This is a genomic window from Achromobacter sp. NCFB-sbj8-Ac1-l (assembly GCF_052695805.1).
Genome location: NZ_CP199812.1, coordinates 4,438,072 through 4,462,419 on the forward strand (window position 1 = coordinate 4,438,072; position 24,348 = coordinate 4,462,419).

The window sequence follows — 24,348 nt, forward strand, 5'->3', positions numbered from 1 at the left end:
CCCCATGCTGAAGATTTTTGGCGCTCCCGGCCGTTATATCCAGGGAGCGGGCGCACTGGACACCCTGGGCGACTACGCCGCCCTGTTCGGCCGCCATGCCGCCCTGGTCATCGACCGCTACGTCCATGGCGTGCTGGGTCCAAGAATCGAAGCGCTGTGCGCGGCGCGCCACGTGACGCTCACGCCGCTCCTGGTGGAAGGCGACCTGACGCCCGAGGTCATTGCGGCGCTGCGCGCCCAGGCCGCGGCCGCGGGCATCGACATGGTCATCGCGGTGGGCGGCGGCAAGTCGCTGGACGCCGGCAAGGCCGTGGCCAAGGCCGCGCACTGCCACCTGGTCACCGTGCCCACGGTGGCCTCGAACGACGCGCCCACCAGCAAGAATTACGTGCTGTACGACGCCCATCACAACCTCCTGGCGGTCGAGCACATGCTGTTCAACCCCACCATCGTGCTGGTGGACACCGCCATCATCGCCACCGCCCCCGCGCACTTCTTTCGTGCCGGCCTGGGCGACGCCATTTCCAAGAAGTTCGAAGCCGAGCAATGCGCCCGCAACGGCGGCAAGAACATGTACGACGGCGCCCCGCTGCTGTCGGCCCAGTTGATCGCCGACGGCTGCCTGCGCACGCTGCTGGCCGACGGCGCCGACGCGCTGGCCGTTGCCGGCAGCGGCGCGCCCACGCCCGCGTTCGAGCGCGTGGTGGAAGCCATGATCCTGATGAGCGGCCTGGGCTTCGAAAGCGGCGGCCTGTCCATCGCCCACGCCCTGACGCGCGGCCTGCCCAAGATCACGGGCGTGGCCACGGCCTTGCACGGCCTGCAAGTGGCCGTCGGCCTGCTGGTGCAGCTGGACCTCGAAGACCGCCAGGACGGCATGCTGGCCACGCTGTCCCAGTGGTACGACCAGGTGGGCCTGCCCACCACGCTGCACGCGCTGGGCGCCGTCGCCCCCACCGACGCCGAACTGACGCTGGCGGCCGACCTGACGCTCAAGGCGCGCCACGCCGCCAATTTCGATCGCACCCTGGACATCAAGACTCTCGCAGACGCATTGCGCCGCCACGCGTGAAAAGCTGCCGATAAGAACACCCCCGCCGCCGGGCCGCCCCAAGGCGGGGGGCGCCCCCTTGGGGGGCAGCTAGCGCGTAGCGCGCGGCGTGGGGGCCCTACCTTCCGCCGCCGGGCCGCCCCAAGGCGGGGGGGCGCCCCCTTGGGGGGCAGCTAGCGCGTAGCGCGCGGCGTGGGGGCCTTCCCTTCCCACACCGGGCGTTGCCGCCTCAGAACGCCACGTTGTCACCGCCCTTGAGCCCCAGCTTGGCGCGGGTTTCCTCCGGCGTGGCCACTTCCAGATTCAGCGCCTCCAGGATGGTGCGAATGCGCTCGACCTGCACCCGGTTCGACTCGGCCAGCTGGCCCGGCCCGATCCAGAGCGAATCTTCCAGCCCCACCCGCACGTTCGACCCCATGGCCGCGCCGATGGTGGCCAGCGGCATCTGGTTGCGGCCGGCGCCCAGGATCGACCATTCGTAGTCATTGCCGAACAGGCGGTCGGCCGTGCGCTTCATGTGCATCAGGTCTTCGGGGTGCGGGCCGATGCCGCCCAGGATGCCGAACACCGACTGGATGAACGGCGGCGACTTGACCAGGCCGCGGTCCACGAAGTGCGCCAGGTTGTACAGGTGGCTGATGTCGTAGCACTCGAACTCGAAGCGGGTGCCGTTGGCGTTGCCCAGTTCAAGGATCGATTCGATGTCCGCGTAGGTGTTGCGAAAGATCAGCGAACGGCTGTTCTCAAGGTGCTCGCGTTCCCAGTCGTGCTTGAAGTCCTGGAAGCGGCCCAGCATCGGGAACAGGCCGAAATTCATCGACCCCATGTTCAGCGACGCCAGCTCGGGCTTGAACGTGGTGGCCGGGCGCATGCGCTCCTGCACCGTCATGTGCGGGCTGCCGCCGGTGGTGATGTTGATGATGGCGTCGGTCTCGGCCTTGATGCGCTCAAGGAAAGGCTTGAACAACTCCGGGTCTTGCGACGGCTTGCCGGTTTCGGGGTCGCGGGCGTGCAGGTGCAGCACCGCGGCGCCCGCGCGCGCCGCGCCGATGGCGGCTTCGGCGATTTCGTCGGCGGTGACCGGCAGGTGCGGCGACATGCTGGGCGTGTGGATGGCGCCCGTGACGGCGCAGGTGATCACGACTTTCTGTTTGGGTTTAGCCAATTTCGTCTCCGTTGCTTTGCTTGTGGCGCGCGAGGCGCATCAGTTGCTCGTCGCGCCAATAGCGGCGCGCCGTCAGGTCTTCGTCGGGCAGCAGGCGCCGCCGTTCGGCCGACAGGGCATCGACCAGCGCGCCCTCCCAGGCCACGCTTTCGGCCTGGGTGGCGCCGATGGATTGGTACAGGCCGCCATAGCGGCCGCAGTAATCGGCGATGCCGCCGGGGGCATTCAAGTCGATGGTTTCGAACGGCCCCATGAACGACCAGCGCAGGCCCAGGCCGTCTTTCACCGTGGCGTCGATGTCCTCGGCGCTGGCGATGCCGGCCGCCGCCAGCCGGAAGGCCTCGTGCAGCAAGGCGCCTTGCAGGCGGTTCAGGATGAAGCCTTCGATCTCGCGCGTCATCGACACGGGCTTTTGGCCGATGTCCCGCATGATGTCGCGGGCGCGCGCCATGGTGTCCGCGCTTGTCCAGGGCGCCGGGCACAGTTCCACCACCGGAATCAGGTAAGGCGGATTGACCGGATGCGCCACCAGGCAGCGGTGGCGCCCGGGCAGGTCCTCGGTGAATTCGCTGGCCGGAATGCTGGACGTGGAACTGCCGATGATGGCGTCGGACTCGGCCGCCGCATCCAGCAAGGGGAACAGGCTGCGCTTGATGTCGCGCGTCTCGGGCGAGTTTTCCTGGATGTAGCTCGCGCCCTTGAGCGCATCCTGCAGGCTGTCGGCGACATGGATGCGCGCAGCGGCCGCCGCGGCGTCCTGCAGCAGCCCGTGCGCCTGCAGCTGGTCCAGCTGGCGGCGGATCAGGGCGCGGGCCTCGCCCAGCATGGCCGCGTTGACGTCATACAGGCGCACGTCCCAGCCTTTGCGGGCGAACACGATGGCCCAGCCCTGGCCGATCAACCCGGTGCCGATGATGGCCGCGCAGCGACGGTCGATGCAACGGCGGTCGATGCCGCCATGTTCGTCGGCAGGGTCGGGGCCTGGCCCCGTCTCGCGACGCGCAGCCCCGTCGCGCGGGGCGGTGGCGGCCGCCATCAGTAGAGCTTCTGCGTGAAGCCGTCCACCACGATGGCCTGGCCCGTCACGCTGCGGGCGGCCTCGCTGGCGTTGAACAGCACCATGTTGGCGATATCGCGCGCGGTGACCATGCGGCCCAGCGCAGCCTGGTTTTCGTACAGCGCCGCGATCTCGTCCACCGGCTTGTCCAGCGTCTTGGCCTTGGCAGCGATGACGGCGCGGATGCGCGGCCCTTCGACCGCGCCCGGCAGGATCGCGTTGACCCGGATGCCATGGCCGCCCAGTTCGATGGCCAGCGACTTGGTGAAGCCGATGACCGCCCACTTGGACGCCGAATACACCGACCGCCCGGCAAACCCCAGGTGCCCCGCCGCCGACGACAGGTTGATCATCACGCCGGCAGGCGATTCCTTGAGCAGCGGGATGGCCTGGCGCGCGCACAGGAACTGGCCGGTGATGTTGACGGCCAGCGTGCGGTCCCAGTCGGCCTTGGACAGGGTTTCGACAAAGCCCGTGGGGCCGGCCACGCCGGCGTTGTTGACCAGGATGTCCAGCCCGCCCAGCGTCTGGCGCACGGCGGTGAACAGCGCGGCCACGCTGTCTTCGTCCGACACGTCGGCGTACACCGCCTGCACGCCGGGCAACTCACCCGGCAACGCGGCCAGCCGGTCGCGATTGACGTCGCACACCAGCACCGACGCCCCGGCGCGGTGGAATACCTGGGCCATTTCCAGGCCCAGTCCATCGGCACCGGCCGTGATCAGTACCTTTTTTCCGGCGAAATCCACTTCCTCGAACATGCGTATGTCTCCTGGATTCTTTTCGTGAAACGCCTTTCGATCATATAGGATATATGATCTAAACGGACAGTTTCTTGCCGCAGGAATTGTCGAAAAGTGGTTCCATACGCCTCATCCGAAGGGGGGAATTCACGCCGCCCCATAGGAGCCAATCGCCCGCAAACGCTTTATTCATGCGGCTTGAGGGAAATCCCCGATTCAGCCTTGCAAGTCCGGCACTAGAATCCAGAACGAGGTTCCCACACCCCGCCGGCGCATATATCATATATTTAAAAAAGACGGACGAAGCAGCATACAGTCCGCATCCCATACCAACAAAGGAGCGTAGACAGTGTTCAAGTTCAATAAATTCGCCATCGCGCTGGGCCTGTGCGGCGTCATGGTCAGCGGCACCGCAGCGGCCGACATGAAAGTAGGCGCCCTCTTCCCGTTCAGCGGCGCCCTGGCGCTGCTGGGCCAGGAGAGCTACCGCGGCCTGGAACTGGCCGTCAATGAAATCAATGCCGCCGGCGGGATCAACGGCGAAAAGATCCAGATCATCAAGGCCGACGCCGTCGACCCCACCCAGGCCGTCTCCGAAACCAAGCGCCTGATCTCGTCCAACGTGGTCGGCGTGTTCGGCAGCTACGCGTCGGGCATCTCGTATGCGGCCTCGCCCGTCACCGAACTGGCCGGCGTGCCCTACTTCGAACTGGGCGCCACCGCCCACAAGATCACCACGCGCGGCTACAAGTACCTGTTCCGCAGCAACCCCAACACCGCGCTGTACGGCGTCTCGGTGGTCAATGCGCTGCACGACACCATCGCGCCCGGCATGGGCCTGAACCCCAAGGACATCAAGATCGGCATCATCCACGAAGACGGGCCCTACGGCACCGACGTGGCCGCCACCGAGAAAAAGCGCGCCCAGGAACTCGGCTACACCGTGGCCGAGGTGCTGCCCTACTCCGCCAAGACGGTCGACCTGTCGTCGCTGATCCTGCGGCTGAAGGGCGCCAAGGTCGACGTCGTGCTGCAAACGGCCTACCAGAACGACGCCATCCTGTTCTTCAGCCAGGCGCGCGCCGCGGGCTTCAAGCCCAAGGTCGTGATCGGCGCGGGTGGCGGCTATTCGCTGGCCGACACCGCCAAGGCCGTGGGCGCCGACATGAACGGCGTGTTCGACCTGGACTTCCCGCAATCGTCCATCAACCCGGCCGGCGCGCCCGGCCTGGACAAGTTCCTGGAAGCCTACAAGTCCACCTACAAGAGCGATCCGCAATCCGGCCACAGCCTGACCAACTACGTCGGCGCCAAGGCCTTCTTCGAAGCCATCGCCGCGGCCAAGTCCACCGACAAGGACAAGATTCGCGCCGCCGTGCTGGCCTACAAGAAGCCCGCCGGCCAGACCGCCAACGGCTGGGCCTTCGACTTCGGCGAAGACGGCCAGAACAATGCGTCCACGTTCTACGTGATGCAGTGGCAGGACGGCAAGCTGGTCACCATCGCCCCGAGCAACCTCGCGCTGGGCAAGCCTGTCTTCAAGAAATAACAAGCACGACAACTTGCCAGCAACCAGGCGCTCGGGGGCGCCTGGCGTAACACCGGGGCCAGCAGGCCCCGGCCCGGCCGGCGCGGCCGCCGGGCCGGGGCGCTCCCCTTTCCAAGAGGTTGCACCATGGATATCTTCATTCAACTGGTCATCAATGGCCTGTTGCTGGGCGGCGCATACACCATCATCAGCCTGGGGCTGACGCTGATCTTCGGCGTGGTCCGGGTCGTCAACTTCGCCCACGGCGAATTCCTGATGATCGGCATGTACCTGGTCTATCTGATCGCCGCGCAGTTCGGCGTGCACCCGTACATCGGCCTGGTGCCGGTGGCGGTCATCCTGTTCGCGCTGGGCGCGCTGACGCAGAAAGGCATCATCCAGCCGCTGCTGAACGCCGACCAGCACATCCAGATCTTTGCCACGGTGGGCGTGTCCACCATCCTGCTGAACCTGGCCCTGGTGATCTTCGGGGCCAACGTCTACCGCGCGCCGGTCGAACTGGGCACCAACGCCATCGACGTGGGCGCCTATTCCATGGTGACGGGCCAGCTCATCACCTTCGTGGTGGGCATCAGCCTGGCCGTGCTGCTGCACCTGTTCATGCACCGCACCTACCTGGGCCGCGCGCTGCGCGCGGTAGCGCAGCACCGCTACGCCGCCACGTTGATGGGCGTGAACGTCAACAACGTCTACGCCATCGCCTTCGGCCTGGGCACCGCCTTCGTCGGCATCGCGGCCGGCCTGCTGGCGCCGCAGTACCCCGTGTTCCCGACGGTGGGCACCTACTTCGTGCTGACCGCCTTCGTGATCGTGGTGCTGGGCGGCCTGGGCAGCCTGTACGGCGCCGTGGCCGGGTCCATGATCATCGGCATCGTCGATACGCTGGCCGGCTACTACATCGCCCCCGACCTCAAAGAGGTCGTCTATTTCGGGATCTTCCTCTTGATCCTTGTCCTGCGACCGACCGGCCTGTTCGGCGTCGGTACAGAGTGATCAGAGCCACAAGGAGCGAGACGTGTTTCCCGACTTTCGAAGCCCCAAAGCCTACGTCAGCCTTATCCTGCTGATCGTCATGTTCATCGTGCCCGTCGTCCTGGGCACGCCGTTCTGGACCAATCTGTTCGTCCTGCTGTTCGTCTTTTCCGCCCTGTCGGTGGCCTGGAACATCGTCGGCGGCTACGCCGGCCAACTGTCGCTGGGCCATGCGGTGTTCTACGGCATCGGCGGCTACACCGCCACGCTGCTGACGCAGAACTTCGGCATCTCGCCCTGGTTCGGCATGCTGGCGGGCGCGGCCATCTCGGCGGCCGTGGCCATCCTGATCAGCTACCCCACGCTGCGGCTGCGCGGGCCGTTCTTCGCGCTGGCCACCATTGCCATCCTGGAAGTGGTGCGGCTGCTGGTCATCCACGAAGAAAGCTGGACCGGCGGCTCCAGCGGCATCAGCCTGCCGCTGAACATCGGCTGGGCCTGGATGGTGTTCCGCGAAAAGATCAACTACGTGATCATCGCGTTCGGCCTGTTCCTCGGGGTGACCTGGGTGTCGTGGTACATCCGCAAATCGCGCATCGGCCACTACCTGATCGCCATCCGCGAACGCGAGGACGCGGCGCTGGCGGTGGGCATTCCGACCGTGCGCGTGAAGATCATCGCCGCGGTGGTCTCGGCCATGCTGACCAGCGTGATCGGCACCTTCCACATCACCTACCTGACCTTCGTCGACCCCAGCTCCGCGTTTTCGCTGGAACTGTCGATCCAGGTCGCCATGTTCGCCCTGATCGGCGGCCTGGGCACGGTGGCCGGCCCCATCGCCGGCACCTTCCTGGTGCTGCCCATCGCCGAACTGGCGCGCGGCTGGCTGTCCAGCGTGGGCAACGGCATGCACGGGCTGATCTACGGCCTGATCCTGGTGGCGGTGGTGCTGACCATTCCGCGCGGCCTGGCCGGCGCCTTCGGCCCCGCCATCGAACGCGCGCTGGCGCGGCTGCCCTACCTGGGCACGCCGCGGGCCAAACGCAAGCTGAACGAGCCGGCCCGGCTGCACAACGCGGTCCGCAACGACCAGCCCGTGCTCAAGGCCGACAAGCTGTTCAAGAGCTTCGGCGGCCTGCGCGCCACCAACGACGTGTCGCTGACGCTGAACCAGCACGAGATCCTGGGCATGATCGGCCCCAACGGTGCCGGCAAGACCACGGTGTTCAACCTGCTGTCCGGCTTTCTGTCGCCGGACAAGGGCGCGGTGTCCATGCGCGATGCGCAGGGCAACTGGGTGGCCTGCACCACGCCGGACGAATTCGCGCACCAGGGGCTGGGGCGCACCTTCCAGATCGCCAAGCCCTTCACCGGCCTGACGGTGCTGGAAAACATCATGCTGGGCGCCTTCATCCGCACCGCTGACCGCGAGGAAGCCGAACAGATCGCCCTGAAGGTGGCCGAGGAAACCGACCTGCTCAAGTACCTGAACACCGAGGCCCGCAGCCTGACGGTGGGCGGCATGAAGCGGCTGGAGATCGCCCGCGCCCTGGCCATCCGGCCGCGCATCCTGCTGCTGGACGAGGTGATGGCGGGCCTGAACCCCACCGACATCGAGAAATCCATCCAGATGATCCGCCGCATCCGCGACTCGGGCGTGTCCGTGCTGCTGATCGAACACATGATGCAGGCCACCATGGCGCTGTCTGACCGCATCATCGTGCTGAACGAAGGCGCGGTGCTGGTCAGCGGGGCGCCCAGGGACGTGGTCGAGAACCCCGCCGTCATCGAAGCCTATTTGGGCAAGGAGTACCAGGATGCTTAAGGTTTCGGATCTTTCGTCGGGCTACGGCAAGAGCCAGGTGCTCAACGGCCTGAACTTCGAGGTGCGCGCCGGCGAGATCGTCACGCTGATCGGCGCCAACGGCGCCGGCAAGACCACCACGCTCAAGACCCTGTGCGGCGTCATCGGCGCCACCACGGGCCGCGTGGAATTCGAAGGCCAGGACCTGACCAACCGCCCGCCCTTCGACATCGTCGACGCGGGCATCACCATGATCCCCGAAGGCCGCCAGCTGTTTCCGCACTTCACCGTGAAAGACAACCTGCTGATGGGCTCGTACAAGCGCGCCGCCCGCCCCATCGTGCAGCGAAAGCTGGAAGAAGTGCTGCAGATCTTTCCGCGGGTGCGCGAACGCCTGGGCCAGTATGCCGGCTCGCTATCGGGCGGCGAGCAGCAGATGGTGGCGATCGCGCGCGGCATGATGGCCGACCCCAAGCTGCTGGTGTTCGACGAGCCCTCGCTGGGGCTGTCGCCGCTGTTGGTGCAGCAGATGTTCGACATCATCCGCGACGTCACGGCGCACGGCGTCACCGTGCTGCTGGTCGAGCAGAACGTGTTCCGCACCCTGCGCCTGGCCGATCGCGGCTACGTGCTGGAGAACGGCGCCATCGTGCGCACCGGCACCGGCGCCGAGCTGCTGGCCGACCCCCATGTCAAGAAGGCCTACCTGGGCCACTGATTCTTCAAGGACCTGCCCTATATGTCTTTACGCTGCACATTCATCGACCACGGCAAGGGCGGCTCGCCCGACTGCCTGCGCCCGGCCGAACGCGAGATGGAATCGCCCACCGGCCGCCAGGTGCTGATCGAAGTCGCCTACGCGGGCGTCAACCGCCCCGACGTGCTGCAACGTTCCGGCTCGTACCCGCCCCCGCCCGGCGCGTCGCCCTACCTGGGCCTGGAAGTGTCCGGCACCATCATCGCCGTGGGCGCCCAGGCCACGCGCTGGAAGGTGGGCGACAAGGTCTGCGCGCTGACGCCCGGCGGCGGCTACGCCCAGTACTGCCTGGCCGACGAACGCCACTGCCTGCCGGTGCCGCGCGGCCTGGACCTGCTGGCGGCCGCCGCCATCCCCGAAAACTATTTCACGGTCTGGACCAACGTGTTCGACCGCGCCCGCCTTGCGGCCGGCGAGAAATTCCTGGTGCATGGCGGCTCCAGCGGCATCGGTCTCACGGCCATCCAGCTGGCGCGCGCCTTTGGCGCCGAGGTCTGGACCACCGTGGGCAATGCCGAGAAAGCCCGCGCCTGCCTGGCGGCCGGCGCGCACCACGCCTTGAATTACCGCGAGACGGACTTCGAGGCCGAGATCCGCGAGGCCACCCAGGGCGTCGACGTCATCCTGGACATGGTGGGCGGCCGCTACATCAACAAGAACATCCGCCTGCTGGCCGTGAATGGCCGCCTGGTGCAGATTGCCTTCCTCGAAGGCAGCAAGGCCGAGATCGACGCCCTGCCCATCATGACCAAACGGCTGTCGTTCACCGGATCCACCCTGCGTCCGCGGTCCGACGACGACAAGGGCGCCATCGCCCAGTCACTGGCCGACAAGGTGCTGCCGCTGATGGAACAAGGCCAGTGCCTGCCGCGCATCCACGCCGTGTTTCCGCTGGCCCGGGCCAACGAGGCCCATGCCCTGATGGAAAGCAGCGCGCACATCGGCAAGATCATGCTGCAGGTGCAGGCATGAGCGCGCGCTTCACCGGTCAGGTCGTCATCGTCACCGGCGCCGTGGGCGGCATCGGCTCGGCCATCGTCGAAGGCTTTCTGGCCGAAGGCGCGAAGGTCGGGCTGATCGACTTCAACGCCCAGGCCGGCCAGGCGTATGAAAAAGCGTTGCAAGCACGCGGCCACGCCGTGGCCTTCGTGCCTGCCGACGTGGCCCATTTCGACCAGTGCCAGGCCGCCTACGAGCGCATCACCCGCGATCTCGGCCCGGCCACCATCCTGGTCAACAACGTCGGCATCTCGCCCAAGACCGACGGCCGCGCGCTGAAGGTCTGGGAAATGACGCCCGGCGAATGGGACAAGGTGGTAGCGGTCAACCTGAACAGCGTCTTCTACATGACGCACCTGGTCGCGCCGCATATGGTCAAGCAGCGCCAGGGCCGTGTCATCAACATGTCGTCGGTGGCCGGCAAGGCCTACTGCGACATCGTCGCCGCGCACTATGCCGCCACCAAGGCGGCGCTGCTGGGCCTGACGCGCCACTGGGCCGCGGAACTGGGCGAATACGACGTCACCGTCAACGGCCTGGCCCCGGGGCGCATCAGCACGCCGCTGCTCAAGAGCGTGCCCAAGGAAATCAACGACGCCGTGGCCGACGTCACCGCCCTGCGCCGCCTGGGCACGCCGGAAGAAGTGGCCGATGCCTGCCTCTTCTTCGCATCGGACCAGGCGCGCTTCGTGACCGGGCAGGTGCTTGATGTGGCAGGTGGCTGGTTAATGACGTAGAAAGCAAAAGCCCCGCTGGTTCAATGAACCGGCAGGGCTTTTTTGTCTTGCCGGTCCGCCTCGGACGGACCGGCGATCCGGTGAACACCGGGACCGATCAGAAGTCCATGCTGGCGCTCAGCGAGAACGTGCGCGGGCCGCCCAGCACCAGGTAGCCGTTGCCGGGGTAGCCGCCCACCGACGACCAGTAATTGCGGTTGGCGATATTGTCGACCCGGGCGCGCAGCGTCACCACGTGGCCGTCCACGTCCATCATGTAGCGCAGGCCGGCGTCAAAGCGCGTCCAGCCGGGCACCTTGAGCGTGTTGGCATCGTCCGCATAGGACGCCCCGGTGTAGACCACGCGGCCGTCCACGGCCAGGCCCTGCACGCCGGGAATGTCCCATTCCGCGCCCAGGTTGGCCTGGAAGCGCGGCACGCCGATCACGCGGTTGCCGTCGATGGCGGTGTTGCCGGTGGAACGCTGCTTGGCATCCAGGAAGGTCAGGCCGCCCAGCACGCGCACGGTCTTGATCGGTTCGCCGAACACGGTCACCTCGACGCCTTGGTGGCGATCTTTGCCGGAGGCCGTGAACTTGTTGGACGCATCGTAGGACGCACGCGGCTTGTCGGTCGAGAACAGCGCCAGGCCCGCGCCCAGGCCGTCGCCGTCGTACTTGACGCCGATTTCCTTCTGCTTGGACACATACGGGGCCAGGCTCTCGCCGGCATTGGGTACCGGCTTGCCATTGGCGACCGTGGGCGCGGTGTCCCCCGCGACCAGCGCTTCGATGTAGTTGGCATACAGGGACACGCTGGGCGCCACCTTGAACACCAGGCCCGCGGCCGGCGAATTGCGGCTCTGGTCGTAGGCGCCGTTTTCCTTGCCGGTGTTGTAGGCATAGCTGCGCGAGGACAGGCGCTGGTGGCGAATGCCCAGGGTCAGCAGCACCTTGTCGTCCAGGAACGACAGGGTGTCGCCGAACGCGTAGCTGCTGGTGCGCGTGCGGCCTTGCAGCGCCGGATCATCGATATCGTTGCCGCGCAGCGCCTTGGCGCTGAACGCCGGCTGCGAATACGACTGCGGGTCGTAGATATTGGTCGGGAACGTATTGGCGTAGTCCATGATGTAGGCGTTCTTTTTCTTCAGGTCGAAGAAAGACGCCGACACCACGAATTCATGCCCCACCGGGCCGGTGCGCACCTTGGCGCGCAGCCCCACTTCACCCGTATTGACGCTGTCCTCGCGGGTGTTGTCAAAGCGGTAGAAATTGCCCGCCCCCGTGGACGCGTTGGTCAACGTGACGTTGCCCAGCGAATTCGCCTCGTCGCTGCGGCGCATGCCGAACGCCGCCCAGCCGGTCAGCTTGTCGCTGAAATCGTGCTCGGCGCGCACCGTGCCGAACCAGTCGCGCTCGTTGGAATAGGACCAGGGCTGCGCATAGTTGGAACTGGCATCGGGCGCGGCGGGCACGTGGTCCTTCAGGCCCACGACGCTGACGTTCGGCCGGGCGCGCTTGAGCTTGTTTTCCTGGAAGCCGATGTCGGCCGACAGGCGCGTATCGGCCGAGCGCCAATCCAGGCCCAGCGACACCAGGCTGGTGCGGGAATGTTCGTCGTCGATGGCCGTGTCCCCGCTGCGCTGCGCCGCGTTGATGCGGATGCCGGTGCTGTCGTCCGGGCCGAAGCGGCGCGCGATGTCGGTGGACACCTGGAATTGGCCGCCGCTGGACACGCCGGTGGTGATGCGGGTCAGCGGATCGTTCGGCGCACGCTTGGGCACCAGGTTGATCACGCCGCCGATGCCGCCGCCGTTGGGCGCCGCGCCGGTCAAAAAGGCGGTCGCGCCGCGCAGCACTTCCACGCGTTCGAACAGTTCAGTGGCGATGTACTGGCGCGGCAGCAGGCTGTACAGCCCGTTGTAGGCCACGTCATCCGAGCTCAGGATGAAGCCGCGGATGAAATACGATTCCTGGAAATTGCCGAAGCCGCGCGCCACGCGCACGCCCGGATCATTCTGCAGCACGTCGCCGACGCTGCGCGCCTGCCTGTCCTGGATCAGCTCGTTGGTATAGCTGGTGACGCTGAACGGGGTGCTCATGATGTCCTGCGTGCCCAGCACGCCGATGCGGCCGCCACGCGCCACCTGCCCGCCCGCATAGGGCTGGGCCAGGCCGCCGGCCGAGGCGTCGGCGCTGGCCTCGACCTTGATCGCTTCCATCGACACGACGGGGCTGTTGGCGGCGGCGGGCGCGGTGGATTGGGCATGGGCAATGGAATACGGCAAGGCCGCGACCACGCACGCAAGAGTTCGTAGTTTCATATCGGGATATCAAGAGGCGGGCGCTTCGCAAGAAGCTGGGAATCGCAAACATCCCGATGGAGGGTCACGCGGGTCAACGGCTGGCCACTCGAACTGCCGCGGGGCCGGACGGGCCGGCCCTGGCGAGCCTGTTCACCAAAGGGGATTGAGATCGTGCGAGATAGATTCTAGATAAAACGGAATCATTCTCATTGCGTCCCTTATATAGAAATTACCACTTGTTGCAGCGTTACAACGCCTGGGGCACATCAGGCGCCGACGGGGCCGCCCGACGTTCAGCCCGGGGTCAGCGCCTGCCCGGCCTCACCCCTGCACGCCCGCCTCTTGCCGCAACGTGCCGAACTCCCCCGCTTCGTACGCCGCCATGGCTTGCGACAAGGCACGTGAGCTCGCCATCACGAACGGGCCGCGCTGGATCACGGGTTCGTCGATGGCAGGCCCCGCCACCAGCACGAAATGCGCGGGCGCACTGCCCGCGATCAACAGCAGCAGCCCGTCGCTGTCCGCCGAGGCGGCCAAGGCAGCCCCCTCGGACAAGATGGCAAAATCGGGATCCACCACGCTTTTGACGCTGGCCGCAGGCCGTTTGCCCGCCGCAGCGGGGGACGCCCCGGCAGCGCCTTTCGCAGGCCCTGCGCCAGGTGCTCGACCCGCCGTGGGCCCTACCCAGCCGGCCGCCGTCGGCGCCCCGACCGCTGCCGGCGTGGTCTGGTGGCGCGCACGCACGCCCAATTCGCCCTGCACCGTGTACAGCCAGGCGTTCCACCCGGCCGGCAACGGCACCAGGCGCGACGCGCCCGGCCGCAGCCAGCCGTCCAGCACCAGCAACGGTTCCGGGGTATGCAGCGGCGCCTCCCAGCCGCCATAGCGGCCCGCCGCCACCCGCACGCGGCCGGCATCGGTCTGGATGACCGGCATCTCCCAGGCGCGCAGCAGCGAGGTGTCCGGCGCCAGCGATTTCAGCCGCTCCGGCAGGTTGACGAACATCTGCAAGCCATTCAATCGGGCTTCGCCCACCGGTTGCTGGGTGTGCACGATGCCGCGGCCGGCCAGCGTCCAGTGCAGGTCGCCCGCGCGGATCTCGTGGTCGTGGTGCACGCTGTCGCGGCTGCGCATGGCGCCGCGCGTGTCTTCCAGCAGCAAGGTCACCGCCGACATGCCCGCATGCGGGTGCGGCGCAAAGGTAGGGCCGGTCATGACGAAATGGTCCACCAGCACCAGGGGCGACATGCCCTGCGGGAAATCGGTATGGCGGAATTGACGGAGGGAACAGGCGTCGCCCGCCGGTTCAAAGGGGCGGGCCACGGGGGGGCTGAGGCGGATGGTCAAGGATGTGCTGCCTGGTTATTACCTGACGCAGAGCTTATGGGTTCTGCCGGGCGCACAGTAGAGTCGGATTTCAGGAATAATTGTCCTGTTAAGCAGGACAATTCTTCGCGTAAACCCCATGAACACGTACATCCATCACCTCGACGATCTTCTGCTTTTCAGCGAGGTGGTGGAGAAAGGCGGCTTTTCCGCCGCCGCCCGCGTGCTGAACATGCAGCGCTCCAAGCTGAGCCGGCGCGTGGCCGAACTGGAGGCGCGGCTGGGCATGCGCCTGCTCCAGCGCAACACCCGCCGGGTGTCGCTCACCCCGATGGGCGAGCAGATCTACGTGCACGCCCTGGCCATGGCGCGCGAAGCCCGCAGCGCCTTCGACCTGGCCGCGTCGATGGGTGACACGCCCAGTGGCCTGCTGCGCATGACGGCGCCGTCGGCGCTGGCCGTGACCCTGGTGGGCGACCTGGTGGCCCGCTTCTGCCTGAAGCATCCCGGCGTGCGCGTCCTGCTGGACACCCGCGACCAGATCATCGACCTGGTGGGCGAAGGCTACGACCTGGCCTTCCGCGCCCAGGGCGCCTCGCTCACCGATTCCCGGCTGGTCGCACGCGAGCTGGCGCCAGTGCCCTTGATTCTTGTGTGCGCCCCCGGCATGGCCCTGGCCGCGCCGCGCTACCCGCGCGACTTGAACACGCTGCCCCTGTTGGCCCATGCTACGCAGGACAGTCCGCAAAGCTGGCATTTCGTCGGCCCGGCAGGCGAAGCCGAATCCGTGGAATTCCGGCCGCGGTGCCTGAGCAGCAACCTGGCGGCGCTGCGCGAAATGGCGCGCGCCGGGCTGGGTGTGGCGCTGCTGCCGCATTACCTGTGCCCCGGCGCGCTGGCCAGGGGCGACCTGGTGCAGATCCTGCCCGCCTGGCACACGGCGCCGGCACGCATCTACGCGGTCATGCCCGCCCGCCGCGGCGCGCCGTTGGCGCTGCGGCGCTTCCTGGAGTTCGCGGTGGCGGAACTGCCGGCGCTGGTGGCCTGAGCGCGCGCCGCTTGGCCCGGCGGGCCCAAGACCTGGAGGCGCCCAGCCGGGGATCGCCCAGGCCATGACGCGCCTCAATCCAGCTTGATCTGGTTGGCCTGGATCACCGCCCCCCAGCGCTCGCGGTCTTCGGCCACATAGGCGTCGACCTCGGCCTGGTTGCGCGGCGCCTGGATCACCAGTCCCTGCACCTGGAACCGATCGCGAAAGTCCGGCTGCCGCATCACCGCCGCCACGGCCTCCTGCAGGCGGCGGGATTCGGCCGACGGCGTTGCCTTGGGCACGGCCAGGCCAAACCAGGTGGCCGCGCGAAACCCCGCAAAGCCGCTTTCCGCCACGGTCGGCACGTCCGGCAGCACGGGCAGGCGTTCACGGGTGGTCACCGCCAGCGCCTTGAGCTTCTTGTCGCGCACCAGCGGCAACGACGTGCTGATGACGTCCACCATCAGCTGTGTGTCGTTGCTCATCAGCGAACTGAGCGCGGGCGCGCTGCCGTTGTAAGGGATGTGCGCCACGTCGATGCCGGTGCGCGACTTCAACAGCTCGGTAGCCAGTTGCAAGGGATTGCCGATGCCCACCGAGGCGTAGTTCAGCTTGCCCGGCCGGGCGCGGGCATAGTCGACGAATTGCGCCAGCGTGGCGGCCGGCACGTCGTTGTTGGCCACCACCACCAGCGGCAATTCCGCCACCACCGACAGCACGCGGAAATCGCGCGCGGCGTCGTACGAGATTTTTTGGTAAAGCATGGGGTTGAGCACCATGCTGGCGTTGCTGGCCAGGAACACCGTGTAGCCGTCGGGCTGGGCCCGCGCCACCTGGGTGGCGGCGATCATGGTGTTGGCGCCCGGCTTGTTTTCCACCACCACGGGCTGCGCCAGTTCCTGCGACAGCCGCTCGGCCAGCACCCGCGCCAGCTGGTCGGCCGACCCGCCCGGCGTATACGGCACCACCAGCTTGACCGGGTGGTCGGGAAACGCCGCCCACGCCGGCAACGCCCCGGCGGCAGTCAGCAACAGGGCGGCCGAGAGGCGGCCGAACGTGTGAATCATCCTCGACATGGTTGTCTCCCCAGTGTCATTGTGTGATGCGCAATATGGGCTTGCGCTGGCGGTGCTGCATGGGCAACCGCGCCAGGCCTGGCGGTCACGGACGCGGCGTTGTGTTCTTGTATCGAGCGAAGATGCGCGCTACACCTTCCTTTCCTGGCCGGCCCAGAAGGTGTCGCGCAGGCGCCGTTTGGCGATCTTGCCGTTGTCGTCGCGCGGCAATGCGGCCTGCAGGCGCAGTTCGCGCGGCACCTTGAAACGCGCAATGCGCCCCGCCAGCCACAGCAGCGCCTCTTCGGGCTGCACGTGCGCGTCCGCCGCCGGCTGCACCAGCGCCAGCAGGCGCTCGCCGAACTCGTCGTCGGGCACGCCGAACACCGCGCAATCGGCCACCCCCGGGTACTGCATCAGGTGGTGCTCGATTTCCGCCGGGTAGATGTTCACGCCGCCCGAAATGACCAGATCGGATTCGCGGTCGCACACGAACAAGTAGCCGTCTTCATCCACGTAGCCCAGATCGCCCAGGCCGATCAGGCCGTCGTGCTCGATGCGGCGGCGGGCGTCGGGGTGGTTGCGATAGGTGAAGTCGGCATAGGCCGGCTGGCGCACGAAAATGCGGCCGACCTGCCCCGGTGCGCACGCGGCGCCGTCCTCGCCGACGATGCGCACCTGCGCGCCGCCGATGGGCCGACCGGCGCTGCCGGGCCGCACCAGCGCCTCTTGCGAGCCGATGGCCGTCACCATGCCGGCCTCGCTGGACGCGTAGGTTTCGTGGATGACGGGCCCCAGCCAGTCGATCATGGCGCGCTTGAGCGCCGGTGCGCACGGCGCCCCGGTGGAGGCCACGAAACGCAGCGACGACAGGTCGAACGACGCGCGCACCGCAGGGTCCAGTTTCAACAGGCGCACATACATGATGGGCACCAGGTAGATCGTGTCGATGCGGTGCCGTTCGATCAGGCGCAGCACCTCGACAGGATCGAAGCGCGGGGTGACGACCAGCGTATCGCAGACCCGCAGCGCCACCTGGGCAAAGACGCTGGGCGCGCTGTGGTAGATAGGCGCCGGCAGCAGTGCCCGGCAGCCGGCCCGCAAGCCATAGGCCTGTTCGACGACGGCCTCGACGGCCGCCAGGCGCTGCGGCAGCTGATCCAGCGGAAACGGTTCACGCACCACGCCCTTGGGGCGGCCGGTGGTGCCCGACGTATAGGCCATGTGGCCACGCGGGGCCACCACGGGGCCGTCGTAGGGGGCATGCGCGTCGCGCCAGGCGGCGTAGTCGTCGGCGGCGCCCGCAGCGCCCACCCGCAAGGCGGGCAGGTCGGCGGGCAGCGCGGCCTGCACCGCCGGCCACAGATCGGCTTCGGCGATGAGCAGCCGGGCGCCGCTGTCGGTCACCAGAAAGGCCACCTCGGAAGGCGTGTAGTGCCAGTTGATGGGGCAGTAGTAGCAGCCCAGGCGCTTGCAGGCCTGGATGATTTCCAGGTAGGGCATGCCGTTGCGCAGCAGCACCGCCACCACGTCGCCTTCACCCACCCCCATCGCCGCCAGCCCGGCCGCGACCTGCTCGCCGCGCTCGGCCAGCGTGGCGCGGTCCAGCACGGCATCGCCGACGATGATCTGTCCGGCGCCAGCGGACGCTGCGGGCGCCGTGGCGCGATGCTCCGACGCCCTCATGCCCGGCCCGCCGAACGCTGCGCCTTGTCTTCGGCATTGCGCGCCTCGATGGCGGCGCGGGCCGCGGCCCAGTCGTCGTCGGTCCATTCGAAGTACTGCTTGAAGTAGGCGCCGTTGGCCAGGTAGTCGCCGCCGTCCAGCGCGATGGTCTGGCCGTTGATCCAGTCGTTGCCCGGCGCCAGCAGGAAAGCGGCAAGTTCGCCGATGTCCTGGTCCTGGCCGAGGCGCTGCATGGGGTTCTGCCTGACCAGGGCGTCGGTGCCCGTATCGTTGGGCCGCAGCCGGGCCGACGCACCCTCGGTGGGAATGACCCCGGGCGCGATGGCGTTCAGGCGGATGCCGCGACGGCCCCATTCCACCGCCAGCGACTTGGTCATGGCGTCGATGCCGGCCTTGGACATGGCCGAGGGCACCACGAAGGGCGAACCGGTCCAGACCCAGGTGACCACGATGGACACCACCGCCCCGGATGCCCCCGTGGCGATCCAGCGCTTGCCCACGGCCTGCGTCATGTAGAACGTGCCGCGAAACACCGTGTCGGCGATGGCGTTGAAGCCGCGCTCGGACAGTTTTTCGGTGGGGCTGATGAAATTGCCGGCGGCGTTGTTGACCAGCGCGTCCAGTCCGCCGTGATCGGCCCAGATGCCAGCCACCATGGCGTCCACCGCGCTGGCGTCGCGGATGTCCACCGCATGGGCATGGGCCTGGCCGCCAAAATCGCGCCGCAGCGCCTCGGCGGCCTGCTCCAGCACCGCCAGGCGGCGTCCACAGATGTGCACCGTGGCGCCCAGCGCCGCCAACTGCCGGGCCATGGCGTAGCCCAGCCCGGTGCCGCCGCCGGTGACGAGGATGCGCTGGCCCTGGAACAGGTCGGCGCGGAACATGGTTTGTCGCATGGGGTGTCTCCTTGTGTTTGATTTCAGAGTATCAATGGCCTTGTTCCGCGACAATGCCCTGATATGACTAAACTATGTTTCCTGACAGGCAACAATGAGGCAAGCCATGGCCGCCCTGCCCGCCCTGGACCTGAACCTGATCCAGCTGTTCGTGACCATCGTGGAAGCCGGCACGCTGAGCGAAGCCGCGCTGCGCCAGGGCGTGACGCGTTCGCACGTAAGCCGCAACCTGCAGAAGCTGGAACGCGCCTTTGGCGCCCAGTTGATCCGGCGCACCACCCGCCGACTGGAACTGACCCACGAAGGCACGGTGCTGTACGAACACGGCGCCCGCATGGCGCGCGAGGTTGAATCGGCCCGCCACGCCCTGCAGAAGCTGGGCACCGAACCCACCGGCCACGTACGCCTGAGCCTGCCTACCGGCCTGGGCGAACTGGAAGCCTTGCGCCCGCTGCTGGTGCGCTTTGCGCTGAACCATCCCAGTCTCAGCCTGCGGGTGCTGTTTTCGAACCGGGTGAGCGACCTCATTTCGTCCGAGATCGATGTGGCGCTGCGGGTCATCTCGACCCCGCCCCAAGACTACGTGGCGCGCGAACTGGGCCGCATCAAGTGGCACCTGTGCGCCGCACCCGACTACCTGGCGCGGATGGGCGCCCCCGCCCACCCGCGCGACCTGGGCCGGCTGGACTTCCTGGCCCCGCCCGGTCCCAAGCCCCAGGTGACGCTGCGGCTGCACCGCAAGGGCCAGGTATACGAGACCAAGCTGGCGCCCCGCCTGCAATCCGAATACTTCCCCTTCCTGGCCCAGGCCGCCCGCGACGGCGCGGGGGTGGCGCTGCTGCCGGCCTACATCGTGCAGCCCGACCTGCGGACCGGGCGGCTGGCCCCGGTGCTACAGGCCTACCAGGCCGAGGGGCCGGGCGACAAGCTCTATATCCTGACCTCGCCCACCCCCTACCCGTCCACGGCCCAGCGCGCCCTGGTGGACTTCCTGAAAACAGAACTGGAGCCGCTGTTGCGCGATTTCCTGGCCTGACCGGCCGCCATGCGCCTGTAGGACTTCTTTGTTAAAAAAAGGGGACTTGCAGGGATGGCGCGCCTGCTCCAAAGTAGCGCTTTGGGCATGCAGCCCTCGACGGGCGCCAGATACCGGGGCGCCCCAGGCGGGGCCCGGATTGCCGGGCGCAGCCAGGACCTGACGGTGCCGAGGAACTTTGACGTGCCCTTCAAGTCTTATATAAGATATAAGACACCAGCCAGACCGCGCCGCTGTCGCCTACAATGACAAACGCGTCGAAACGCCTGAAAATGCCGGCTTTACGCGGGCGAAACCACGGAGTCCATCATGCCGCACAACACCCTAGACACACTCAAGAATTTCAAGATCGGCAACAAGTCCTGTCAGTTCTACTCGCTGCCGGCGCTGGGCAAGTCCCTGGGCATCGATGTGCAGCGTTTGCCGGTCTCCATTCGCATCGTGCTGGAATCGGTGCTGCGCAACTGCGACGGCAAGAAGGTCACTGAAGAACACGTGCGCCAGCTGGCCGCCTGGCAAGCCAACGCCAAGCGCGAAGACGAAATTCCCTTCGTGGTCGCCCGGGTGGTGCTGCAGGACTTCACCGGCGTGCCCCTGCTGGCCGACATCGCCGCCATGCGTTCGGTGGCCGACAAGATGGGCAAGAGCCCCAAGAGCATCGAACCCCTGGTGCCGGTCGACCTGGTGGTCGACCACTCGGTCATGATCGACTACTTCGGCACGAAGGACGCGCTGGACCTGAACATGAAGCTGGAATTCAAGCGCAACCAAGAGCGCTACCAGTTCATGAAGTGGGGCATGCAGGCCTTTGACACCTTCGGCGTGGTGCCCCCGGGCTTCGGCATCGTCCACCAGGTCAACCTGGAATACCTGGCGCGCGGCGTGCACCAGGACAAGAAGAACAACGTCTACTACCCTGACTCCCTGGTGGGCACCGACAGCCACACCACCATGATCAACGGCATCGGCGTGGTCGGCTGGGGCGTGGGCGGCATCGAGGCCGAAGCCGGCATGCTGGGCCAGCCGGTGTATTTCCTGACCCCCGACGTGGTCGGCGTGGAACTCAAGGGCAAGCTGCGCGGCGGCGTCACCGCCACCGACCTGGTCCTGACCATTACCGAAATGCTGCGCCGTGAAAAAGTGGTCGGCAAGTTCGTGGAATTCTGTGGCGAAGGCACGGCCAGCCTGTCGGTGGCCGAACGCGCCACCATCGGCAACATGGCGCCCGAGTACGGCGCCACCATGGGCTTTTTCCCGGTCGACGGCCGCACCATCGACTACTTCCGCGGCACCGGCCGCACCGAAGACGAGATCGCCGCGTTCGAAGCCTACTTCAAGGCGCAGAACATGTTCGGCGTGCCCGCCGCCAAGGACATCAACTTCACCAAGCTGCTGACGCTGGACCTGTCCACCGTCGCCCCGTCGCTGGCCGGCCCCAAGCGCCCGCAAGACCGCATCGAAATCGGCAACGTCAAGAACACCTTCATCGACCTGTTCTCCAAGCCGGTGGCCGAAAACGGCTTCAACCAGCCCGCCGAGAAGCTGCAGCAGACCTTCACCACCAGCACCGGCACCAAGGTCAAGAACGGCGACATCCTCATCGCCGCCATCACCTCGTGCACCAACACGTCCAACCCCAGCGTGCTGCTGGCCGCGGGCCTGCTGGCCAAGAAGGCCGTCGAAGCCGGCCTGAAAGTGCCCAAGCACATCAAGACCTCGCTGGCCCCCGGCTCGCGCGTGGTCACCGAATACCTGACCAAGACGGGCCTGTTGCCCTACCTGGAAAAGCTGGGCTTCGACGTCGCCGCCTACGGCTGCACCACCTGCATCGGCAACGCCGGCGACCTGACGCCCGACCTGAACGACGTCATCACCAGCAACGACCTGGTCTGCTCGGCCGTGCTGTCCGGCAACCGCAACTTCGAAGCGCGCATCCACCCGAACATCAAGGCCAACTTCCTGGCCTCGCCCCCGCTGGTCGTGGCCTACGCCCTGGCCGGCACGGTCACGCGCGACCTGATGACCGAGCCCGTGGGCCGTGGCAAGAAGGGCGACATCTGGCTGGGCGACATCTGGCCCACCACCGAAGAAGTCGAATCGCTGCTCAAGTACGCCTTGGACCCCAAGGCGTTCGAGGCCAACTACGGCCAGGTCAAGAGCAACCCGGGCAAGCTCTGGGAAAACATCAAGGGCGTCAACGGCGACACCTACAACTGGCCCGATTCCACGTACATCGCCGAACCGCCCTTCTTCGATGGCTTCGGCATGACACCGGGCGCGATGCCCGCCGTCAAGAACGCCCGCGCGCTGGGCGTGTTCGGCGACTCGGTCACCACCGACCACATCTCGCCGGCCGGCTCCATCAAGGAAACCTCGCCCGCGGGCAAGTGGCTCAAGGAACACGGCGTCATGAAGGCCGATTTCAACAGCTACGGTTCGCGCCGCGGCAACCATGAAATCATGATGCGCGGCACCTTCGCCAACGTGCGCATCAAGAACCTCATGATTCCCCCGCTGGCCGATGGCAGCCGCTTCGAAGGCGGCGACACGCTGTTCCAGCCCAGCGGCGAACAGATGTCCATTTACGACGCGGCCATGAAGTACGTGGCGGCCGGCACGCCCACCGTGGTGTTCGGCGGCGAAGAATACGGCACCGGCTCGTCGCGCGACTGGGCCGCCAAGGGTACCCAGCTGCTGGGCGTGAAGGCCGTCATCACCCGCAGCTTCGAACGCATCCACCGCAGCAACCTGGTCGGCATGGGCGTGCTGCCCCTGCAGTTCAAGGGCGGCGACAGCGTGCAGTCGCTGGGCATCACCGGCGAAGAAACCTACGACATCTCGGGCCTGGAAAACGGCATCAAGCCGATGCAGGACGTCACGCTGACCATCACCCGCAAGGATGGCTCGAAGCAGGATGTGACGGTGCTGCTGCGCATCGACACCCCGATCGAAGTCGACTACTACCAGCACGGTGGCATCCTGCCCTTCGTGCTGCGCCAGCTGCTGGCCGCGTAAGCGCCTGGGCAAGCAAGACAAAGCCCCCGGAACCTGACGGTTCCGGGGGCTTTTTTTGGGCTTTCGAACGCTTCGCGGCGCCAGGCATCAGGCAATGCGCCGCGTCACTGGACGACCAATTCCACGCGGCGATTCCTGGCGCGGCCCGCTTCGGCGTCATTGGCCGCCACCGGCGCCAGCGAGGCCACGCCGCGCGGCGACAGGCGCGCGGCGGCAATCTTGTAGTCGGTTTCGAGCGCCTTGACCACGGCATCGGCGCGCTTTTGCGACAGCTCCAGGTTGCGCGCCAGGGTGCCCTGATTGTCGGTATGGCCCACCACGTAGACCTTCAGGTTGGCGTTGGCCTTGAGCAGCTTGCCCATCTCGTCCAGCGCCGCCCTGGATTCGGGCTTGACCTCGGCCTTGTCGGTATCGAAGTACACGCCGTAGACGGCCACGCGGCCCGATTCCGCCAGCGATTTCTGCATGGCGGCCATGTCCAGCACCTGGACCTGCCCGGTCTGCATGGGCTGGGTCTCGAGCACCTGCACGTAGACCGGCGTGATCTGGTTGGACGCGTCTTCCATCACGTCCAGGAACACATAGATGTCACCCGAGGGCGCTTCCTTTTTGGCCAGCACCACGTAGTACTTGCCGCCGAACGCGGCATCGCCCTGCCCGGTGGGGCGGACCTTGCCGCCGTTGTTGACGAACGCCTGGAAGTCGCGGCCGCACTGATCGTCGCCCTTGCATTCGAACACGGTCTTGAAGCCGCCCGACTGCAAGGCGCCCTGGTAGTTGCGATACACCTCGAGCGCCGACTTGTCGCCGCCGATGCGATATGAAATGCGGGTGACCTTGCCTTCGAGTTCCAGGACCTTGGCCGTCGCTTCCTCGGCAATCGGCTGGTTGGGCATGAAGGCTTCGTCGTAGTCCTTGCGTTCGTAGGCGCGGATCTCGGCACCCTTGAAACGCGTCAGCGCGGGATGGTCGCTCGACCCCGGCACGTCTTCGGCCCAGGCGGGCTGCGCGGCACCCAGGCACAGGGCGGCGATGGCCAGACTTGCGGATGCCACGATAGGCGCTTTCACGATCTTTATCTCCCCCGCCGGCAGCGCCGGCATGCGTCCAACACAAGGAAACGCCCGCGAAGGCGGGCGGCAGCCATTATGCATAGCCGCTCTGCCGTTTCCAACCCGCGGGGCGT

At 67.0% G+C, this 24,348-nt stretch carries 19 protein-coding genes; 10 read left to right on the forward strand and 9 right to left on the reverse strand.

What is annotated here, in order from left to right:
* The first annotated feature begins 4 nt into the window (after positions 1 to 4).
* Complete coding sequence (locus ACUDP5_RS20300) at positions 5 to 1,072, forward strand: glycerol dehydrogenase (RefSeq protein ID WP_445657045.1); 1,068 nt, start codon at positions 5 to 7, stop codon at positions 1,070 to 1,072.
* A gap of 208 nt (positions 1,073 to 1,280) precedes the next feature.
* Here ACUDP5_RS20300 and ACUDP5_RS20305 read toward each other — a convergent pair whose 3' ends face one another.
* Genes ACUDP5_RS20305 through ACUDP5_RS20315 form a run of 3 tightly spaced genes read right to left on the reverse strand, consistent with a single transcriptional unit; the run spans position 1,281 to position 4,034 of the window.
* The gene (locus ACUDP5_RS20305; protein ID WP_445657046.1) at positions 1,281 to 2,216 is read right to left on the reverse strand and encodes a 3-keto-5-aminohexanoate cleavage protein; all 936 of its coding nucleotides are present in this window, start codon (positions 2,214 to 2,216) and stop codon (positions 1,281 to 1,283) included.
* The gene (locus ACUDP5_RS20310; RefSeq protein ID WP_445657047.1) at positions 2,209 to 3,252 is read right to left on the reverse strand and encodes a 3-hydroxyacyl-CoA dehydrogenase; all 1,044 of its coding nucleotides are present in this window, start codon (positions 3,250 to 3,252) and stop codon (positions 2,209 to 2,211) included. Before ACUDP5_RS20310 ends, ACUDP5_RS20305 begins: the two co-directional genes overlap by 8 nt.
* Entirely contained in the window at positions 3,252 to 4,034 is a 783-nt protein-coding gene (locus ACUDP5_RS20315) for an SDR family oxidoreductase (protein WP_445657048.1), read from the reverse strand. The genes ACUDP5_RS20310 and ACUDP5_RS20315 overlap by 1 nt, the downstream gene beginning before the upstream one ends.
* 331 nt (positions 4,035 to 4,365) lie before the next feature.
* Here ACUDP5_RS20315 and ACUDP5_RS20320 point away from each other — a divergent pair, with 331 nt between their 5' ends.
* The 6 genes from ACUDP5_RS20320 to ACUDP5_RS20345 all read left to right on the forward strand — a co-directional run bounded on the left by ACUDP5_RS20320 (position 4,366) and on the right by ACUDP5_RS20345 (position 10,834).
* Positions 4,366 to 5,565 (forward strand): ABC transporter substrate-binding protein, encoded by a 1,200-nt coding sequence (locus ACUDP5_RS20320; RefSeq protein WP_263913553.1) that lies wholly within the window; start codon positions 4,366 to 4,368, stop codon positions 5,563 to 5,565.
* A 126-nt stretch (positions 5,566 to 5,691) separates the two neighbouring features.
* Positions 5,692 to 6,558, forward strand: coding sequence for a branched-chain amino acid ABC transporter permease (locus ACUDP5_RS20325; RefSeq protein ID WP_175193098.1), 867 nt, complete (start codon positions 5,692 to 5,694; stop codon positions 6,556 to 6,558).
* Between the two features lie 22 nt (positions 6,559 to 6,580).
* Positions 6,581 to 8,362, forward strand: a complete 1,782-nt coding sequence (locus ACUDP5_RS20330) for a branched-chain amino acid ABC transporter ATP-binding protein/permease (protein WP_445657049.1) — start codon at positions 6,581 to 6,583, stop codon at positions 8,360 to 8,362.
* Positions 8,355 to 9,059, forward strand: coding sequence for an ABC transporter ATP-binding protein (locus tag ACUDP5_RS20335; RefSeq protein ID WP_025140547.1), 705 nt, complete (start codon positions 8,355 to 8,357; stop codon positions 9,057 to 9,059). The genes ACUDP5_RS20330 and ACUDP5_RS20335 overlap by 8 nt, the downstream gene beginning before the upstream one ends.
* A 21-nt stretch (positions 9,060 to 9,080) precedes the next feature.
* Complete coding sequence (locus tag ACUDP5_RS20340) at positions 9,081 to 10,070, forward strand: NAD(P)H-quinone oxidoreductase (RefSeq protein WP_445657050.1); 990 nt, start codon at positions 9,081 to 9,083, stop codon at positions 10,068 to 10,070.
* Positions 10,067 to 10,834 (forward strand): SDR family oxidoreductase, encoded by a 768-nt coding sequence (locus ACUDP5_RS20345; protein WP_445657051.1) that lies wholly within the window; start codon positions 10,067 to 10,069, stop codon positions 10,832 to 10,834. The genes ACUDP5_RS20340 and ACUDP5_RS20345 overlap by 4 nt, the downstream gene beginning before the upstream one ends.
* A 97-nt stretch (positions 10,835 to 10,931) precedes the next feature.
* On the opposite strand, the gene ACUDP5_RS20350 is transcribed toward ACUDP5_RS20345, so the two are convergent.
* Positions 10,932 to 13,136 carry a TonB-dependent receptor gene (locus tag ACUDP5_RS20350; RefSeq protein ID WP_263913548.1) on the reverse strand — a complete coding sequence of 735 codons (2,205 nt, stop codon included), beginning with the start codon at positions 13,134 to 13,136 and terminating at the stop codon, positions 10,932 to 10,934.
* A gap of 303 nt (positions 13,137 to 13,439) precedes the next feature.
* Positions 13,440 to 14,465, reverse strand: coding sequence for a pirin-like C-terminal cupin domain-containing protein (locus ACUDP5_RS20355; protein ID WP_263913547.1), 1,026 nt, complete (start codon positions 14,463 to 14,465; stop codon positions 13,440 to 13,442).
* Positions 14,466 to 14,583: 118 nt separating this feature from the next.
* Here ACUDP5_RS20355 and ACUDP5_RS20360 point away from each other — a divergent pair, with 118 nt between their 5' ends.
* Entirely contained in the window at positions 14,584 to 15,492 is a 909-nt protein-coding gene (locus ACUDP5_RS20360) for a LysR substrate-binding domain-containing protein (protein ID WP_445657052.1), read from the forward strand.
* Positions 15,493 to 15,566: 74 nt separating this feature from the next.
* On the opposite strand, the gene ACUDP5_RS20365 is transcribed toward ACUDP5_RS20360, so the two are convergent.
* The 3 genes from ACUDP5_RS20365 to ACUDP5_RS20375 form a co-directional block, all read right to left on the reverse strand.
* Positions 15,567 to 16,550 (reverse strand): Bug family tripartite tricarboxylate transporter substrate binding protein, encoded by a 984-nt coding sequence (locus ACUDP5_RS20365; protein WP_445657053.1) that lies wholly within the window; start codon positions 16,548 to 16,550, stop codon positions 15,567 to 15,569.
* A 129-nt stretch (positions 16,551 to 16,679) separates the two neighbouring features.
* Positions 16,680 to 18,215, reverse strand: a complete 1,536-nt coding sequence (locus ACUDP5_RS20370; RefSeq protein WP_445657054.1) for an AMP-binding protein — start codon at positions 18,213 to 18,215, stop codon at positions 16,680 to 16,682.
* The gene (locus ACUDP5_RS20375) at positions 18,212 to 19,099 is read right to left on the reverse strand and encodes an SDR family oxidoreductase (RefSeq protein WP_445659195.1); all 888 of its coding nucleotides are present in this window, start codon (positions 19,097 to 19,099) and stop codon (positions 18,212 to 18,214) included. The genes ACUDP5_RS20370 and ACUDP5_RS20375 overlap by 4 nt, the downstream gene beginning before the upstream one ends.
* 118 nt (positions 19,100 to 19,217) lie before the next feature.
* Here ACUDP5_RS20375 and ACUDP5_RS20380 point away from each other — a divergent pair, with 118 nt between their 5' ends.
* Together ACUDP5_RS20380 and acnA are read left to right on the forward strand one after the other, a co-directional pair.
* The gene (locus ACUDP5_RS20380; RefSeq protein ID WP_445657055.1) at positions 19,218 to 20,147 is read left to right on the forward strand and encodes a LysR family transcriptional regulator; all 930 of its coding nucleotides are present in this window, start codon (positions 19,218 to 19,220) and stop codon (positions 20,145 to 20,147) included.
* 309 nt (positions 20,148 to 20,456) lie between these two features.
* Positions 20,457 to 23,162 carry an aconitate hydratase AcnA gene (acnA, locus tag ACUDP5_RS20385; RefSeq protein ID WP_263913543.1) on the forward strand — a complete coding sequence of 902 codons (2,706 nt, stop codon included), beginning with the start codon at positions 20,457 to 20,459 and terminating at the stop codon, positions 23,160 to 23,162.
* 104 nt (positions 23,163 to 23,266) lie between these two features.
* On the opposite strand, the gene ACUDP5_RS20390 is transcribed toward acnA, so the two are convergent.
* Complete coding sequence (locus tag ACUDP5_RS20390) at positions 23,267 to 24,265, reverse strand: DUF4892 domain-containing protein (RefSeq protein ID WP_445657056.1); 999 nt, start codon at positions 24,263 to 24,265, stop codon at positions 23,267 to 23,269.
* Positions 24,266 to 24,348: the final 83 nt, after the last annotated feature.

Bases quoted from the DNA above. Each gene is read 5' to 3' on its own strand.
- ACUDP5_RS20300 (WP_445657045.1), top strand. From the start codon at position 5: ATGCTGAAGATTTTTGGCGCTCCCGGCCGTTATATCCAGGGAGCGGGC.
- ACUDP5_RS20310 (WP_445657047.1), bottom strand. From the start codon at position 3,252: ATGGCGGCCGCCACCGCCCCGCGCGACGGGGCTGCGCGTCGCGAGACG.
- ACUDP5_RS20315 (WP_445657048.1), bottom strand. From the start codon at position 4,034: ATGTTCGAGGAAGTGGATTTCGCCGGAAAAAAGGTACTGATCACGGCC.
- ACUDP5_RS20325 (WP_175193098.1), top strand. From the start codon at position 5,692: ATGGATATCTTCATTCAACTGGTCATCAATGGCCTGTTGCTGGGCGGC.
- ACUDP5_RS20335 (WP_025140547.1), top strand. From the start codon at position 8,355: ATGCTTAAGGTTTCGGATCTTTCGTCGGGCTACGGCAAGAGCCAGGTG.
- ACUDP5_RS20340 (WP_445657050.1), top strand. From the start codon at position 9,081: ATGTCTTTACGCTGCACATTCATCGACCACGGCAAGGGCGGCTCGCCC.
- ACUDP5_RS20345 (WP_445657051.1), top strand. From the start codon at position 10,067: ATGAGCGCGCGCTTCACCGGTCAGGTCGTCATCGTCACCGGCGCCGTG.
- ACUDP5_RS20350 (WP_263913548.1), bottom strand. From the start codon at position 13,136: ATGAAACTACGAACTCTTGCGTGCGTGGTCGCGGCCTTGCCGTATTCC.
- ACUDP5_RS20360 (WP_445657052.1), top strand. From the start codon at position 14,584: ATGAACACGTACATCCATCACCTCGACGATCTTCTGCTTTTCAGCGAG.
- ACUDP5_RS20365 (WP_445657053.1), bottom strand. From the start codon at position 16,550: ATGTCGAGGATGATTCACACGTTCGGCCGCCTCTCGGCCGCCCTGTTG.
- ACUDP5_RS20370 (WP_445657054.1), bottom strand. From the start codon at position 18,215: ATGAGGGCGTCGGAGCATCGCGCCACGGCGCCCGCAGCGTCCGCTGGC.
- ACUDP5_RS20375 (WP_445659195.1), bottom strand. From the start codon at position 19,099: ATGTTCCGCGCCGACCTGTTCCAGGGCCAGCGCATCCTCGTCACCGGC.
- ACUDP5_RS20380 (WP_445657055.1), top strand. From the start codon at position 19,218: ATGGCCGCCCTGCCCGCCCTGGACCTGAACCTGATCCAGCTGTTCGTG.
- acnA (WP_263913543.1), top strand. From the start codon at position 20,457: ATGCCGCACAACACCCTAGACACACTCAAGAATTTCAAGATCGGCAAC.
- ACUDP5_RS20390 (WP_445657056.1), bottom strand. From the start codon at position 24,265: ATGCCGGCGCTGCCGGCGGGGGAGATAAAGATCGTGAAAGCGCCTATC.